General features: G+C 56.0%; 12 protein-coding genes. 6 read left to right on the top strand and 6 right to left on the bottom strand.

Going from position 1 to position 15,250, the window contains the following annotated elements; translation table 11 throughout:
• Positions 1 to 98: 98 nt before the first annotated feature.
• A complete protein-coding gene (gene hemA / locus ACR0BD_RS05725) occupies positions 99 to 1,322 on the bottom strand; it encodes a 5-aminolevulinate synthase (RefSeq protein WP_480693988.1) in 1,224 nt (407 codons plus the stop codon).
• Between the two features lie 332 nt (positions 1,323 to 1,654).
• Between hemA and ACR0BD_RS05720 the strand changes: the two genes are divergently transcribed.
• Positions 1,655 to 3,040 (top strand): dipeptidase, encoded by a 1,386-nt coding sequence (locus ACR0BD_RS05720; RefSeq protein WP_480829330.1) that lies wholly within the window; start codon positions 1,655 to 1,657, stop codon positions 3,038 to 3,040.
• Positions 3,041 to 3,176: 136 nt separating this feature from the next.
• Here the strand turns inward: ACR0BD_RS05720 and lpdA are convergent, their stop codons facing one another.
• Entirely contained in the window at positions 3,177 to 4,571 is a 1,395-nt protein-coding gene (gene lpdA, locus ACR0BD_RS05715) for a dihydrolipoyl dehydrogenase (protein WP_480829329.1), read from the bottom strand.
• 217 nt (positions 4,572 to 4,788) lie between these two features.
• Between lpdA and ACR0BD_RS05710 the strand changes: the two genes are divergently transcribed.
• A complete protein-coding gene (locus ACR0BD_RS05710) occupies positions 4,789 to 5,223 on the top strand; it encodes a hypothetical protein (RefSeq protein WP_480829328.1) in 435 nt (144 codons plus the stop codon).
• Here the strand turns inward: ACR0BD_RS05710 and ACR0BD_RS05705 are convergent.
• The 4 genes from ACR0BD_RS05705 to ACR0BD_RS05690 form a co-directional block, all read right to left on the bottom strand.
• Positions 5,220 to 5,795: a DUF924 family protein gene (locus tag ACR0BD_RS05705; protein ID WP_480829327.1), complete on the bottom strand. Its 576-nt coding sequence runs from the start codon at positions 5,793 to 5,795 to the stop codon at positions 5,220 to 5,222. The genes ACR0BD_RS05710 and ACR0BD_RS05705 overlap by 4 nt on opposite strands.
• A 109-nt stretch (positions 5,796 to 5,904) precedes the next feature.
• Positions 5,905 to 7,176: an MFS transporter gene (locus ACR0BD_RS05700; RefSeq protein ID WP_480829326.1), complete on the bottom strand. Its 1,272-nt coding sequence runs from the start codon at positions 7,174 to 7,176 to the stop codon at positions 5,905 to 5,907.
• A gap of 110 nt (positions 7,177 to 7,286) precedes the next feature.
• On the bottom strand, positions 7,287 to 8,333 hold the full coding sequence (gene queA / locus ACR0BD_RS05695) for a tRNA preQ1(34) S-adenosylmethionine ribosyltransferase-isomerase QueA (protein ID WP_480829325.1): 1,047 nt from the start codon (positions 8,331 to 8,333) through the stop codon (positions 7,287 to 7,289).
• A gap of 44 nt (positions 8,334 to 8,377) precedes the next feature.
• Positions 8,378 to 11,761 carry a YhdP family protein gene (locus ACR0BD_RS05690; protein ID WP_480829324.1) on the bottom strand — a complete coding sequence of 1,128 codons (3,384 nt, stop codon included), beginning with the start codon at positions 11,759 to 11,761 and terminating at the stop codon, positions 8,378 to 8,380.
• 66 nt (positions 11,762 to 11,827) lie between these two features.
• On the opposite strand from ACR0BD_RS05690, the gene ACR0BD_RS05685 reads away from it, so the two are divergent.
• The 4 genes from ACR0BD_RS05685 (at position 11,828) to ACR0BD_RS05670 (ending at position 15,184) form a co-directional block, all read left to right on the top strand.
• The gene (locus tag ACR0BD_RS05685; RefSeq protein ID WP_480694003.1) at positions 11,828 to 12,289 is read left to right on the top strand and encodes a peroxiredoxin; all 462 of its coding nucleotides are present in this window, start codon (positions 11,828 to 11,830) and stop codon (positions 12,287 to 12,289) included.
• Positions 12,290 to 12,374: 85 nt separating this feature from the next.
• Entirely contained in the window at positions 12,375 to 13,187 is an 813-nt protein-coding gene (locus ACR0BD_RS05680; RefSeq protein WP_480829422.1) for a ferritin-like domain-containing protein, read from the top strand.
• Between the two features lie 184 nt (positions 13,188 to 13,371).
• Positions 13,372 to 14,697 carry a DUF5930 domain-containing protein gene (locus ACR0BD_RS05675; RefSeq protein ID WP_480694005.1) on the top strand — a complete coding sequence of 442 codons (1,326 nt, stop codon included), beginning with the start codon at positions 13,372 to 13,374 and terminating at the stop codon, positions 14,695 to 14,697.
• Complete coding sequence (locus ACR0BD_RS05670) at positions 14,687 to 15,184, top strand: bactofilin family protein (RefSeq protein WP_480694007.1); 498 nt, start codon at positions 14,687 to 14,689, stop codon at positions 15,182 to 15,184. Before ACR0BD_RS05675 ends, ACR0BD_RS05670 begins: the two co-directional genes overlap by 11 nt.
• Positions 15,185 to 15,250: the final 66 nt, after the last annotated feature.

The following is a 15,250-nucleotide window of genomic DNA, read 5'->3' as shown; positions in this document are numbered from 1 at the left end:
TTTCACGCAAGAGACGAATCAATATTAACGATTCGTCTGCTACTTTTGTTAGCTTAAGCCTAACACGCTATGAACGCGTTGCACACTTTGGCGTGAGGTTAACCTGCAAGTTCGGCGCGATTTAGCGCACAATGTGACCAAAGTTCGTCCATGGCTTGCACCAGTCGATTCACCTCATCCGGGCCATGAACCGGCGACGGGGTAAAGCGCAAACGCTCAGTTCCGCGTGGAACGGTGGGGAAATTGATCGGCTGAACATAGATTCCGAAGTCGTCCAACAGCATGTCGCTCAGCTTTTTGGTGTGCACCGGGTTACCGACAATCACAGGCACAATGTGGCTACCGTGATCAATCAGCGGCAGACCCAATCCTTTCAGGCGTAGCTTCAGAACTTTAGCCTGTGTTTGGTGCTGCTCACGCAGCTCAGTCGCCTCTTTCAGATACGCGACTGACGCAGCCGCCCCAGCGGCCACAGCAGGTGGCAAGGATGTGGTAAAGATGAACCCCGGCGCATAAGACCTTACTGCATCACACATTTTCGCGCTTGCCGCGATGTAACCACCCATCACGCCAAATGCTTTGGCAAGGGTTCCATTGATGATGTCAATGCGATGCGCCAAGTGATCACGTTCAGTCACACCGCCCCCACGCGGGCCGTACATGCCGACCGCGTGCACCTCGTCGATATAGGTGAGCGCGCCGAATTCATCCGCCAGATCACAGATTTCCTCAATCGGACCAAAATCTCCGTCCATCGAGTAAACCGACTCGAAGGCGATCAGTTTGGGTGCAGCCGGATCATCTGCTTCCAACAGCTCGCGCAGATGCGCCACGTCATTGTGCCGGAAGATACGCTTTGCTCCACCGTTGCGGCGCACGCCTTCGATCATCGATGCGTGATTCAGCGCGTCGGAATAAATAATGAGGCCCGGGAACAATTTGGGCAGTGTGCTTAATGTTGCATCATTGGCAATATAGGCCGAAGTGAACAGCAACGCGGCCTCTTTACCGTGCAGATCTGCCAGTTCCGCTTCGAGCTGCTTATGATAGACCGTGGTGCCCGAGATGTTGCGCGTTCCACCTGAACCCGCGCCTGCCGCGTCAACGGCCTCGTGCATTGCGTTCAAAACCACCGGGTTTTGGCCCATGCCCAGATAGTCGTTGCCGCACCAAACGGTAATGTTCTGCTGCGATCCGTCAGGACGCGTGCGAACAGCGTGCGGGAAATGCCCGTTGCGACGTTCAATATCAATGAAGGTCCGGTAGCGTCCTTCGTCATGCAGCCTGGCAATCGCTTTATCGAGCTGAGCAGTATAGTCCACCGGTCTCTCCTTACATGCCCGACCAATCCGCATTGACCGAACGTCTTTCACAGCGTTTTCGACAGGTCTCTCTGCCTTGGCGCCGATCGTTCCCAAGTGCTCTTAACATATAAGCGAGTCTGGGGATGCTAATTTGATTTGCATCAAATATCCCGTCGCACCCCACCCGACAAGTAAACTTACGCACAATAGACGCGAGGAAACGACGCAGGGGTTCGACATTTTTTCGCTCGTGTTTCCGATAATATACCAGTTTGCGGCCGCTACGGGCTGGACGGCACGGGCCGCCCTGATAGGGTCGCGCCAAATATTCACTTGTCAGGAGCTTACCAATGACACTGGACGCTGTTCTGAGTCGCGTAGATGCGGATCTTCAAACCTCAATTGACCGTCTGATGGAGTTGCTGCGTATCCCATCAATTTCCACTGACCCCGCCTACAATGAGCAAGTGTCCCAAGCTGCAGATTGGCTTGTTTCAGACCTGCAGAGCATCGGCGTTCAGGCAGAAAAGCGTAAGACCACCGGGCACCCAATGGTCGTCGGCCATATCGGCGAAGACAGTGACGCGCCGCATGTGCTTTTCTACGGGCATTATGACGTCCAACCCGTAGATCCGCTGGAACTTTGGGACCGTCCCCCGTTTGATCCGGCGATCGAAGATACAGACAACGGACCAGTCATTCGCGGACGCGGGTCGTCAGACGACAAAGGGCAGCTCATGACATTTGTCGAAGCTTGCCGCGCCTGGAAAGCCGTTCATGGCGCGCTGCCCTGCCGCATCACGTTTTTCTTTGAGGGCGAAGAAGAGTCCGGCTCTCCTTCATTGGTTCCGTTCCTTCGTGAAAATGCAGCCGAATTGAAAGCAGACCTGGCGCTGGTGTGCGACACGTCGATGGTTTCACGGGGCGTTCCGTCTATTGCGTCGCAGCTGCGCGGGATGCTCAAGGATGAATTCACTGTAATAGGCCCTCGGATCGACCTCCATTCGGGTCACTACGGCGGACCGGCTCTGAACCCTCTCAGAGAATTGTCCAAAATCGTCTCTTCTTTCTACGACGACCAGACAGGTCGGGTCGCTGTAGACGGATTTTATGAAGGTGTTCACGAGGTACCAGAAGATCAGCTGCGCCAATGGCAGAATTGCGGGTTCGACGAGGCCGATTACCTGAATTCGGTTGGCTACTCGCAGCCGCACGGCGAAAAAGCATATTCAACACTGGAACAACAATGGGCCCGGCCCACGCTGGAAGTGAACGGCCTTTGGGGGGGCTATAACGGAGCCGGCTCCAAAACGGTGATCCCATCTCGCGCGAACTGTAAAATAACCTGCCGTCTGGTGGGTGACATGGATCCCGATGCTTTAAGGGACAAAATCCGCAAACACGTTGAACAACAACTTTCGCCCGATGCCACAGTCGAATGGGACAATGATCTTGAAGGCTCACCTGCTTCCGTCATGAATATCGACCGGCCCGAGTTTGAAGCTGCCCGCAATGCGCTGTCGGACGAGTGGAACCGCGAGGCCGTATTCACCGGCATGGGTGGATCAATTCCGGTTGTGGGGTATTTCAACACAGAACTCGGCTTGGATTCCATGTTGGTTGGCTTTGCGAACGAAGATGACGCCATTCACTCGCCCAACGAAAAATACGACGTGAAAAGCTTTCACAAAGGCATCCGATCCTGGGTCCGCATTCTGGATGCTTTGACAAAGTGAACTTTTGCGAGGCTCTGCCTCGCGCTCCGGGATACTTTCGGCCAGATGAAATACAGATCCCCTGCTTCATCTGGCTATGAATATCCCGGGGGAGTCGCCCGAAGGGCGGCGGGGGCAGAGCCCCCCACCCGCCAGATCACATATGGATAACCCGGTCATAGGCGTCCAGGACGCTTTCGTGCATCATTTCTGACAGAGTCGGGTGCGGGAAGACTGTGTTCATCAGATCTTCTTCCGTGGTCTCCAACTGACGGCCTACCACATATCCCTGGATCATTTCGGTCACTTCCGCACCGATCATATGCGCACCCAGCAATTCACCGGTCTTGGCATCGAATACCGTTTTGATCATCCCCTCGGGCTCGCCCAAGGCAATGGCCTTACCGTTACCTATGAATGGGAAGCGACCGACTTTGATGTCATAGCCCAGCTCTTTCGCCTTGGCCTCGGTATAGCCCACCGACGCAACTTGCGGATGGCAGTAAGTACAACCAGCGATGCTTTCTGGCTTGACGGGATGCGCGTGCTTTCCTGCGATAAGATCTGCGACCATGACGCCCTCGTGGCTGGCCTTGTGCGCCAACCAAGGAGCGCCGGCGATGTCGCCGATCGCGTAAAGGCCTTCTACGCCAGTCCGGCAGAATTCGTCCGTTATGACATGCGAACGATCGATTTTGACCCCCAGGGCCTCTAACCCGAGGTTTTCGACATTGCCCACGATACCGACGGCCGAAATGACGGTATCAAAGTCGTGTTTTTCAACTTTACCCTTCACTTCGATATGCGCCGTGACTTTACCTTTGGAGCGATCCAGCTGCTTGACCATCGCCTTTTCCATGATGGTCATACCCTGCTTGGTGAACGCTTTCTTGGCGAATGCACTGATTTCAGCATCTTCGACAGGCAACACGCGATCCATCACCTCGACGACTGTCGTGTCTGCACCAAGCGTGTTGTAGAAACTGGCGAATTCGATGCCGATAGCGCCGGAACCGATCACCAGTAGTTTCTTCGGCATACGTGGCGGTTGCAGGGCATGCTTGTAGGTCCAAACCAGATCACCGTCAGCCTCCAGCCCCGGAAGCTCGCGCGCGCGCGCGCCTGTCGCCAATACGATATTCTTGGCGCTCAGCTCTTCGGTACCCTTTTCGGTTTTGACAGACACCTTGCCTTTGGCGGTAATTGTCGCCTCGCCCATCACTACTGACACTTTGTTTTTCTTCAGCAGGTGCCCGATACCACCGGACAGTTGCCCGGCAACCCCGCGCGAGCGCTTTACCACCGCGTCGAGGTCATACCCGATCTTATCCGCCTTCAGGCCGAAATCCTTGGCACGCTCCATCAGGTGAAAGACTTCGGAGGACCGAAGCATCGCCTTTGTGGGGATACAGCCCCAGTTCAAGCAGATACCGCCCAGATGCTCACGCTCGACCACGACTGTTTTCAGCCCAAGTTGAGCAGCCCGGATAGCCGCGACATAGCCGCCGGGACCGGCGCCAATTACGATCAGATCAAAAGATTGTGCAGCCATGTTTCCCTCTCGGCGCAGGTCGATTTAGAAATTAGTTTACCATTAAACTAATTTCGCCAACGCATCAATACAGTTGCCCCGCGACAAAAGCGACGCAGGGTCAATCCGCGTGTAACGCGCGGTTTTCAGCCTATACCGCGACGCCCTCAATAGCTAGAACAGAGGAAACCGTCCGATTAAACCGCCGTTTTATCCTTAAGAAATAGAAAGACTTACCATGGCCAGAACACTTACCGATCTTTTACTTGCGATGCTGAATGCCACCCTGATCCTTGTTGCCTTGTGCCTATTTCTTGGGTGGAAACTTGCCTCAACAGTTGAGGACGTCACCCAAACATTCGCTGAAAAAGTGGAAATTGTCGCCCCGCTCAGAACTGAAGTTCAAGGGGTGCGCGGAGAACTGACCGCTTTGCGCAGTGATCTTGCTTCGATCTCATTCAGCGACGTCACCGCCGACAGCGCAACCGCCCAACGTGTTGCAGACGCATTGAACAAATTGGATCACTTGGAGCAAAAACTGCAGAATACCCAAACGCGCATATCTGAGGTCACAGAGGCGCCGGAGGAGCTTATCAATCTAGCAGTAGAAAAATCGGCCGACGTGATCGTCGACCGAGTCATTGCCATTCGAGGTTGCGTGCCGGCAGGTTAACCTGCCGCCTGCAACTCTCGCACCGTCGCTCCGTATCCGCCTGTGCTGACATAGGCGGCTTCGGGTTCGGTCATCGGGCGCGCCAATGCTTCGTTGCGGTAGGGAAACCGACCGAACTGGCGAATGACTTCACGATGAGCGCGGGCGTGCAAAAGGTTGCTCGAGTTTGCGCTGAGGTTCTGGCACATAAGACGCACACAACGTTCCTGGTCGCACAGGTTTTCCGAGTGCATCATCGGCAGATAAAAGAACTGCCGCGCCGGTTCGTCGATCTTAAGATCCCATCCTTTGTCGACCGCACATTTAGCTGCCGACAGCGCCGCGCGATCCGATGAAAACGCCTTGGCGCTGTCGCGGAACATGTTGCGCGGGAACTGGTCCATCAGGATTATGTACGCCAAGGCCCCGCTTGGGTATGTCAACCATAGGGAAAACTTGCCTTCGTTCGCTGCTTCCCAAGTGGTCAGGAACTTTTCGCGGATTTCAGCATCCAGTGCGTCATCCTGCAAATACCAACCCTTGGGACCAACGTCATCCAACCAAAAACTCAGTACGTCTTCAGGCCCTGTCATTGCCCTTAACTCCGTATGTTCGCCTCCCCAGGGACGTAACGTCATTAAAGGCCGTTTTACAGATTTGTGACAGTAACATATTGCAACATATGCGACATAAATCTGTGTGTTAGGCAACATCCTGCGTATCGTGCTCGGCCTCGGCCGCTTCGATGGCGACCTCTTGCGCAACTTCGAACGCCACCGGCGAGGCCGTTGGATACAGCGGAGACATGGTGCCGGTTTCGTCGACCGGGATCGCTGCGCGCTGTGTCATGCGGTACATGGCGTACAATGCGGTGGCCACCAAAAGTGCGGCGATGATCAGGAAAAAACCCGGTGGGCCAAACACGGCGTCACCCATCAGCCAGCCAGTGATCACCGGGCCCGCGATTGCGCCCAGCCCGTTGATGAATACCAAACCGCCGGACGCAGCTGCCATATCTTCGTGATCAAGGAAGTCGTTCGCATGTGCGATCAGCAAGGAATAAAGCGGGTTCGACATCCCGCCAATAATAAACGCGGAAAGCAGCAGGAACGGAAAGGCCATACCAAAAAGCATGCCGGTAATCGCACCAGCCGCCCCGGTCAGGGCTACGATCATTATCAACAGACGGCGATCCATTCGGTCCGAGAACCACCCCAGCGGGTATTGCAGCACGACCGCGCCCACGTAAAAAGCCGCAACGAAGGTCGAGATTTCAACCAGTGTCAGCCCAGCTTGCGCGCCATAGACCGCAGCCATGCCGAACTGAGCTGAAAAGACGCCACCCAACAAAAACATGCCGACACATCCCAGCGGGGATTTCCCCATCAGTTCGCGCAGCGTCATGGGTTTGGTCGTATCAAATGCGGGTGTCGGCGAAATTGACAACAGAATTGGCGCGAATGACACCGAAACCAGGATCGAGGCGATGACGAACGTCTCGTATCCAGACGGGTCGCCGATCAAGACCAACCCCTGAGCGGTGATGATGCCGATCATTTGCACGATCATATAAAGCGAAAGCGCCTGACCCCGATTTTCATTGCTGGCTGCGTTGTTCAACCAGCTTTCAGCGGTGACATACACTCCCGAAAAACAGAACCCGATAATCACTCGGCCAAGAAACCACGCGACGTGATCCGTCAACAGTGGATACATGATCATGACGGCCGATATGAACGAGGCGAGCGCCGCAAAGACGCGAACGTGACCGACCCGGCGGATCATTTCGGGCGCCAGACGAGATCCCCCGAGAAACCCGACAAAATAAGCTGACATCACAAAAGACATCTGAAGGGTGGTAAACCCCTCAATCTCGCCACGGACGCCGAGGATGGTGCCTTGCAGCCCGTTGCCCACCATCAACAGGCCCATACCAAGAAGAAGCGCCCATGCGCTGGAAAGGACCTGAATCATCGCGGCCTCCGAATAATGCCAACTAAGTCTGGAATCGTTTTGCTATGAAAAACGTCTCTGGTCGTGCTTGTCTACGACATCAGCGTAAGTTGACCCCGACACAGCGGCTTTTAGGGTATCAAAAGCGACGCGTCACCATAAGAAAAGAACCTGTATTTTTGTTCAATGGCATGGGCATAGACGTCGCGCATTCGATCCTGCCCCATCAGCGCCGATACCAGCATCAGCAACGTGGATTTTGGCAGGTGAAAATTCGTCATTAGCGCATCTGTGACATGGAACTGGAACCCGGGATAGATAAAAATATCCGTCTCACCTTCCCACGGCTCGATCTGCCCACTGCGCGCGGCGCTTTCGATAAGGCGCAGGGCCGTCGTGCCCACTGGGATTACGCGACCGCCCTGAGATTTGGTTTCTTGAATCTCTTTCGCCGCCTCGGCGCTGACACGCCCCCACTCGGCGTGCATCTTATGGGTCGTCACGTCTTCGACTTTTACCGGCAGAAACGTTCCCGCGCCCACGTGCAACGTGACATGGCTGATAGACACGCCTCGGGCTGTCAATGCCTGCATCAGCGCCTCATCAAAGTGAAGCGATGCGGTTGGTGCCGCCACCGCGCCTGAATTTCGGGCCCAGATCGTTTGGTAATCCGTTTTATCACGCTCATCCGCAGGGCGTTTCGCAGCGATATAGGGCGGCAAGGGCATAACGCCTGCTTGGTCCAGCGCAGCGTCGAAATCCTGCCCTGTCAAGTTGAAACGCAAATAAGCCTGCCCGTCTTCAACCCGCTCCAAAACCGCGCTGAGGTGTTCCGAGAAACGGATTTCCTCCCCCGCTTTGACCTTTTTCAATGGTTTTATCAATGCCGCCCAAGTGCCGTCAGCTTGTGGATCAAGCAACGTCGCCTCAATACCTGCGGATACCGGCCCTTGCGCACTGTCCCGATGGCGGCGGCCATTTAGTCGCGCGGGGATAACGCGCGTATCGTTCAGCACCAGTCGGTCGCCCGGCTTTAGCCAATCGGGTAAGTCAGAGACACGTGCATCTGTGGTCGAGTTGCCATCAGCCACCAGCAATCGCGCCGAAGAACGGGGGCTGGCCGGTCGTGTGGCAATCAGTTCGTCTGGGAGGTGGAAATCAAAATCGCTGAGTTTCATGCGCGCGCCATACTAGGACCCGCCCAAGACAGCAATAACCCACTTCAATTGTCTTTCGGTGGTGCGCCAAAAGTCTTCCGCGGTTGATCCGGCTTGACCGGCAGCGAATTGGGCCCATCGGAAACCTTTGGCGCAGGCGCGCGCAACAGGTTACGCAAGAATAGCGGTGCCAATCCAGACAGCGGGTTCACCGACACTTTCGGCGATCTCATCGGCCCTGTGATGTTGTAGTTGAAGCCGATGATACCTTCGCCTTTTTTTGTAAAGACGCTTCCGATCGCATTCACCAGATAAATCGGTGATATCGCACCGCGCAAGTTAAGTGTTTCGGCGACGGTATTGATTGTGCCGTCAAAAGACAGGCCCATTGACGGGCCGACGGCGCTGCCGCTGAGAACCTTTATCTCGGTCGGAGTGATCCGCATTCGGCTTTCGATTGCAGAAAAGAAGATACCCGAGCCCGTCATCTCGTCGATCAGCCCAACCAGGCTGATCGCATTCAGCAGTGCTGCCATCGCCGGGGCATCGGTGATGTAGGTATTCTTAATCTTTAGGTCGACATCATAGTTGCCAGCAGCGCCAACCGGCTCGAGGCTCATGGTCAACGTACCGCCGCGCGCTTGGGTGATCACGCCAGCAGAACGCAGGGCCTCTCCGGCATCGTTCGAGGTCAGGGAAACCGCGCTACGCTCTCCACGCGGTGTGATCTGCCCGCTGACCGGTGCTCCTCCGTTTATGCGAGCATTGAAGGCACCAGTAACGCCCCCAGTCGTCTGAAAAGCGCCAGTGAACCCGGTCAGCGCGATGGATTCCGTAACCTGCAGCCGATCGAGAACCACGTCCAGTTTCGGACCATTCCCTGTTCCGCCGCCGCTGCTTCCACCTTCACCAAAGGTTGCAGCGCCAAGATTCATGATACCGCCTTGCACCCGGATATCAGGCACCGCAGATCCCCTGCTGATCAGCTCTGCCGGAACCGCCAGCCAATTTCCAAGGTCAAACGAGCTGAATTCGACCTTGTCGAACTCTCCGTCCTCGCGGAACGAAATGGTGGCTGTGCTGCGCAACCCTGCGGCATCCAGCTTCAATGAATCCACCCGTAGCTGATCGCCCAATGTTGCGTCGACGATCATAGAACCCGACGCAGGTGGCCCTTTGCGCCACCCAAGTTCCGGAATATTCAAACCAACCCCAACTAAGTCGGATGTCGCGGTTAGCTTGATTGGCTCCCCTGCTCCGATACCTAACGAAATATCCGCGGTTCCCCGCCCCGTCAGCATTCCCTGAGGCAGACCGGCTTTCAATTCTGTCATAAGCGCGGGCGAAAGCTCAATCTCACCGGTCAATTCGCTACGCTGTTGCTCAGTTCCGCCGATGGGTTGGCGCCACGTGGCATTCATCGGCACATCCCCGAAAAGACCATAGCCAGAAATTTCGACCGCATCCTGATCACCTGACAATGTCAGACGATCAGCGCTGACCGAAAACCCCGGCACCAAACGGTCGCTTTCAACCCCATCGATCTCGCCAGTAAAATGAAACTCGGTATCGTCGAACTTTAAGCCCTTTTTCATAGGCAACGACAATGTGCCGGACAGGCTGACATCCCCTGACGCAAGGTCCACAGGCAACCCCGCTTTGGTCAACAGTTCCAGCGGCGCTCGGTCAAGCAAAGACAGGGCAGCCGTCGCCGAACCTTTGGCTTGAATGCGTGCAATCGCCGGGGATTGTTGTTTGATCGAGGTGTCAGGAATAATGAAAGACGTCCCCGATGCGTCAACGGCACCGCCCTGATCGGCAATGACAATCCCGTTTTCCGCCGAAGCGGTAAATCGGTTGTTCAACAAACTAACGCGGCCTTGTGCCTCTTGAATCGGAGGCAAGGTTTTGGCGAACCGGATCTTTGCGTTTTCAAACCCAAAGCCAAGATAAATGTCCGGTTTGCTGTCCGGTTGCCGCCTCAGCGAGAACTCGACATCCGAAAAATCGCCTTCGTACAGGTTTTCTGAAACCCATTTGCGCGGCTTTGGGGCTAGAATTTCGGGCCAATAATTCAGCAGGCGATCTGATGTCATTGTGTCCAGATGCGCATCCAACGCAGCCACCCAACCGTCGGGTTCGCCTACCAGACTGCCCGACGCACGCAACGTGTGGTCGGCATCAACCAGGGTCAATTGTCCAAGCCGCAAATCAAACGGAGCAAGCTTGAGCTGAAAATCCAGATTTGCCCTTGCCGATTCCAATGCCTCAGGGAAAAGGCCGCCGGGGTAGATGTCGATGCTGTTCAAGCTCAACTGCGCCGTCAGGCTTTCCAAGGCTCCGTTTTCGATTCCTTTCAGAAACGCCTTGCCGTCCGCCTGTATCGCACCAAGGTCCGAAACCACCGAGGCTTCGTTAAAGTCCAAAACCTGCTGGCGCGGGTCGTAGGTAAAGTATGTGCGGGCCGAGTCGAAACGGATCGGTTGCGTCTCAGGCGTTGGTTGAACCGCACCTGCCCCAAGGTTCAATGTCGCAAACAGCGGACCCAAAGCCGCGTTGCCATCAATACTGCCACGCAAGGCACCGGAGATCGGAGCGTTCAACACCTGCAACCAAGAAAGCGCGAGACTTTGACTTGCAATATCTTCGGATGGAAGGTCCGTGATTGAAACCCCAAAGCTTGCCTGCGGTGTCCCCAGCACGCTTGTATAATTCGCTTCGATCGAACTGGCGTAATCACGTCCGGTCAAAACCGAGAACCCGGTCGCAAGACGCATTTCGTCACCGCTGCGGGTGATAGTAATGTGGCCCCCATCGAACACCCAGGCACGGTTCAGGCGCAAATCTTGATAATCGAGCGTCAGGGATTCCAGTTCAATCGACCGCAACCCGGACAGGATCGGCGACAAAAAGGCATCATCCGATTCCTCAATCAACTCGGCTAGCGTAGGAGCCCGCTGAACCGGAGAGCTGCCCGATCCGACGGTCAGTGACAGTGCGCCATCCTTATCACGGGTCAGAGCGATCTGGGCATCGCGCAAAGTAATGCGGCGCGGACGTATCTGCCCCCGTAGCAGTCCGCGCATGGACAATCGCGTTCTCAGGTCCCCGACCTGCGCGATCTGCTGACCTGCCGCGTCACTGATGGTGACATCCGTCAAGCGCAACCTTGGCCGCCACTCTTCATTCACGATGAACGTGGCCTCGCCAAATCGGACTTTTAGACCACCCAGCGAGTCATCGAGCCGTTTTTCCGCCTGTGTCCGCATCCATTGCGGCGCATGTAATTGCTGCCCAATCAGAAAAAACCAGCCGAACAGGGCAAGCCCAGCCAGTAAAACGAGGGTTCCAAGCGTCGCGTAGGCAAACAGGCGACGGCGTGACCTGCGGCGAGAGGGCTCGCCCTGGTCTGCACTTTTTTCTTCGTGCTGCACCAATTTGCTATCCACGCCTTTCAACCCGCTCGTGCCGCCCTATGGTAACGAACAGCACTAAAACCTTTAGCGGAGTTTCCAATGCCCGACGTCACAGACATTGCCCCTGATTTCACTTTGCCCCGCGACGGCGGCGGCGAGGTCACGCTGTCAGACCTGCGCGGCGGCGCCGTCGTTTTGTTCTTCTATCCCCGCGATGATACGCCGGGCTGCACCAAGGAATCCATCGGTTTCTCGGAACAACTTCAGGCCTTTTCCGATGCAGGTGCTCACGTTTTCGGCATCTCGCGCGACAGCGTTGCCAAACACGACAAATTCGTTGCCAAACACAGCCTTACAACTCCGCTTTTATCTGACGAAGGCTCTACCGTATGTGAAGATTACGGCGTTTGGGTCGAGAAAAACATGTATGGGCGAAAATCAATGGGCATCGAACGCTCGACATTCCTGATCGACGCCGAAGGCAAAATCGCCCGCGTGTGGCGCAAGGTCAAAGTCCCGGGTCACGTAGACGAGGTACTGGAAGCGGTTCGCGCGCTCTGACCCTCTTCACCACGGTCGCCATCCGGTTTAAGACCCGCAGAGATCCAAAAAGCGGAGACAACCGGTGTCGAAAACACTGACCCAGATGGCGACCGAAGTTCTGACCACCGCGGATGGGCGCGAGAAAACCGCCCTGTCCAAACGCCATGCTGCAGCATGGTTTGAATCCCGCTCGGATGGTGCCGCTGTGATCGAGGTCGGGACTGCGACGCCTCCACTCTACCCGGCCCGTCCTGAAGAACCTCAGCTTCTGTCCCCGCGAGAGGTGCCAAAACGTAAACCCGGCACCGAAGCAGGGCGCATCGCGCTGTTGCATGCGGTCGCGCATATCGAATTGAACGCCGTGGACTTGCACTGGGATATCATCGCCCGTTTTGGCCACGTCCCCATGCCTATCGGGTTTTACGATGACTGGGTGAAGTGCGCTGAAGAGGAATCGCGCCATTTCGAAATGGTCTGCGATTGTCTTGAACACATGGGTAGTCATTATGGTGCCCTGCCCGCCCATGCAGGAATGTGGCGCGCTGCCGAAGATACAGCCGAGGATCTGATGGGCCGACTGGCGGTCGTGCCGATGGTTCTTGAGGCGCGCGGGCTGGACGTGACGCCCGGCATGATCGACATCTTTCGCAAGGCAAAAGACGACAAGGCGATCGCCGCGCTCGAGGTGATCTACGCCGAGGAAGTTGGCCATGTTGCCTACGGATCAAAGTGGTTTCACTTCCTCTGCGGTCGCGAAAACGCCGACCCCAAAGACGTGTTCCATGCGCTGGTGCGGCGCTATTTTCACGGGGTCCTCAAACCTCCGTTCAATGAAGAAAAGCGTGCCGAGGCGGGCTTACCCCCCGATTTTTATTGGCCTTTGACAGAAGACTTGCCTGCACCTGGCCGGGCCTAAAAAGCGGGCTCACGAGACCGTTATCGGCAAAATCCCGCCGAGAATTGGCGGTAAAAAACCTGTTTCTTGTGTGAACTAGTTAACAAACTTGCCGAAATCACATGGTCTGTTTATGCAGTTGCACCAAGGAACGGAGATAACTCACAACCGGTTCCGATGTTGGGGATGGACAGAGGGAAGACGCGTGCGAACACGTCTGGCAATCAAACTACATTCATTGCTCGAGCGGCATTTTCCTGAACGCCGAGTGTTTCTGAAATCTGACAATGACACGCGGTTCATCCGCCTTAGTTCTGAAACTCAGGTCGCGGCTGTGGCAGGTGTTTCGGTTATCGTAGGCTGGACGGCCGTAGCGACCGCCATCCTGCTGATGGACAGCATCGGGTCGGGCAATTTCCGCGAACAGGCAAAACGCGACCAAGCGACTTATCAGGAACGCCTGAACATTCTATCTGCCGAACGCGATGTTCGCGCCGAAGAAGCGCTCATGGCTCAGGACCGTTTCAATGCGGCGCTTGAGCAAATTTCGGCGATGCAGTCCGAGCTGCTTGCATCAGAAAACCGCCGTCGGGAACTGGAAACCGGCATCGAGGTCATCCAGACCACGTTGCGCGCGACCATGAAGCAGCGCGAAGAAGCCCGTGTTGAACTGGCCAAGCTGCAGCAGGAAAACGGTGCCGACGACGTCTATATGGCAAGTGTCGGCAACCCCGCACAGATGGGGTTCATGACCGAAGCGTTGGCGCGAACTGCGGTAGAGCGTGATCAGATCGCAGCGGATGCCAAGGACGCGCTTGAACAACGCGATGAACTTGAGCTGGAAATCCGGCTCATGCAGGAACGTAGCGACGAAATATTCCGTCAACTCGAAGAGGCGATGGTCATCTCGGTCGAACCACTCGACAAGATGTTCCGTCAGGCAGGCATGCCCACTGACCGTATCATCGAAGAAGTACGGCGTGGTTACAGCGGCATGGGTGGCCCCCTAACCCCCATATCCTTCAGCACGCGCGGTGAGGAACTGACCCCCGACGAAATCCGCGCCAACACTCTGCTGCAGCAGATGGATCAGCTGAACCTCTATCGCATTGCTGCCGAAAAGGCGCCATTTGCAAGCCCGGTGAACGCCGTCGTGCGTTTCACAAGTGGCTATGGCACCCGCCGGGACCCCAAAACCGGTGGCCGCCGTATGCATAACGGTGCCGATTTCGCGGGAGCGCATGGAACGGATATCTTCGCGACCGCCGACGGAGTGGTCACCCATGCTGGCTGGCAATCCGGTTTTGGACGGCTGGTCAAAATAAAGCACGCCTTTGGGATTGAGACACTTTATGCCCATAACACCAAGATACAGGTAAAGGTTGGTCAAAGGGTCTCGCGCGGGGATCATATTGCTGATATGGGTAGCACCGGACGGTCTACCGGCACGCATTTGCACTATGAGGTACGCGTGAACGGAAAACCCGTTAACCCAATGACTTACATCAAGGCTGCGAGAAATGTTTTCTAAGAGCAAAATCAACGAGCCCGGATCCAAAGAGACTGAGGCAGCAAAGCCGGCCGCTCCGGCCACACCAGCGGCCCCGGCCCCTTCGGAAAGCAAGGCAAGCACGGCACCCAAGCCCAAGCCTCCGGCATCCGTTCTGTCGTCAGATCTGCACATCACTGGCAACCTGAAAACATCTGGCGATATTCAGGTTGAAGGCACAGTCGAAGGCGACATCCGTGCACACCTTTTGACAATCGGCGAAACCGCTACGATCAAAGGGGAAGTCACCGCGGATGACGTTGTCATCAACGGCCGCATCGTTGGCCGCGTGCGCGGTCTGAAAGTGCGCCTGACCTCTTCGGCACGAGTCGAGGGCGACATCATCCACAAAACAATCGCCATCGAAAGCGGCGCGCATTTCGAAGGTTCGGTGCAGCGCCAGGACGACCCGCTGAACCCGGGCCGCGGCGGCAAATCCGGTGCAAACCCTGCGGCTGAAGCCAAATAACAAGGCTTTTCTGCCGAGAGTATCAGCGCTGCGGTTAATTCCGCGGCGCTTTTTTGTGGGCGCACC

Source organism: Ruegeria sp. G5 (genome assembly GCF_056533365.1).
This window is presented reverse-complemented; position numbering and strand designations above follow the sequence as displayed.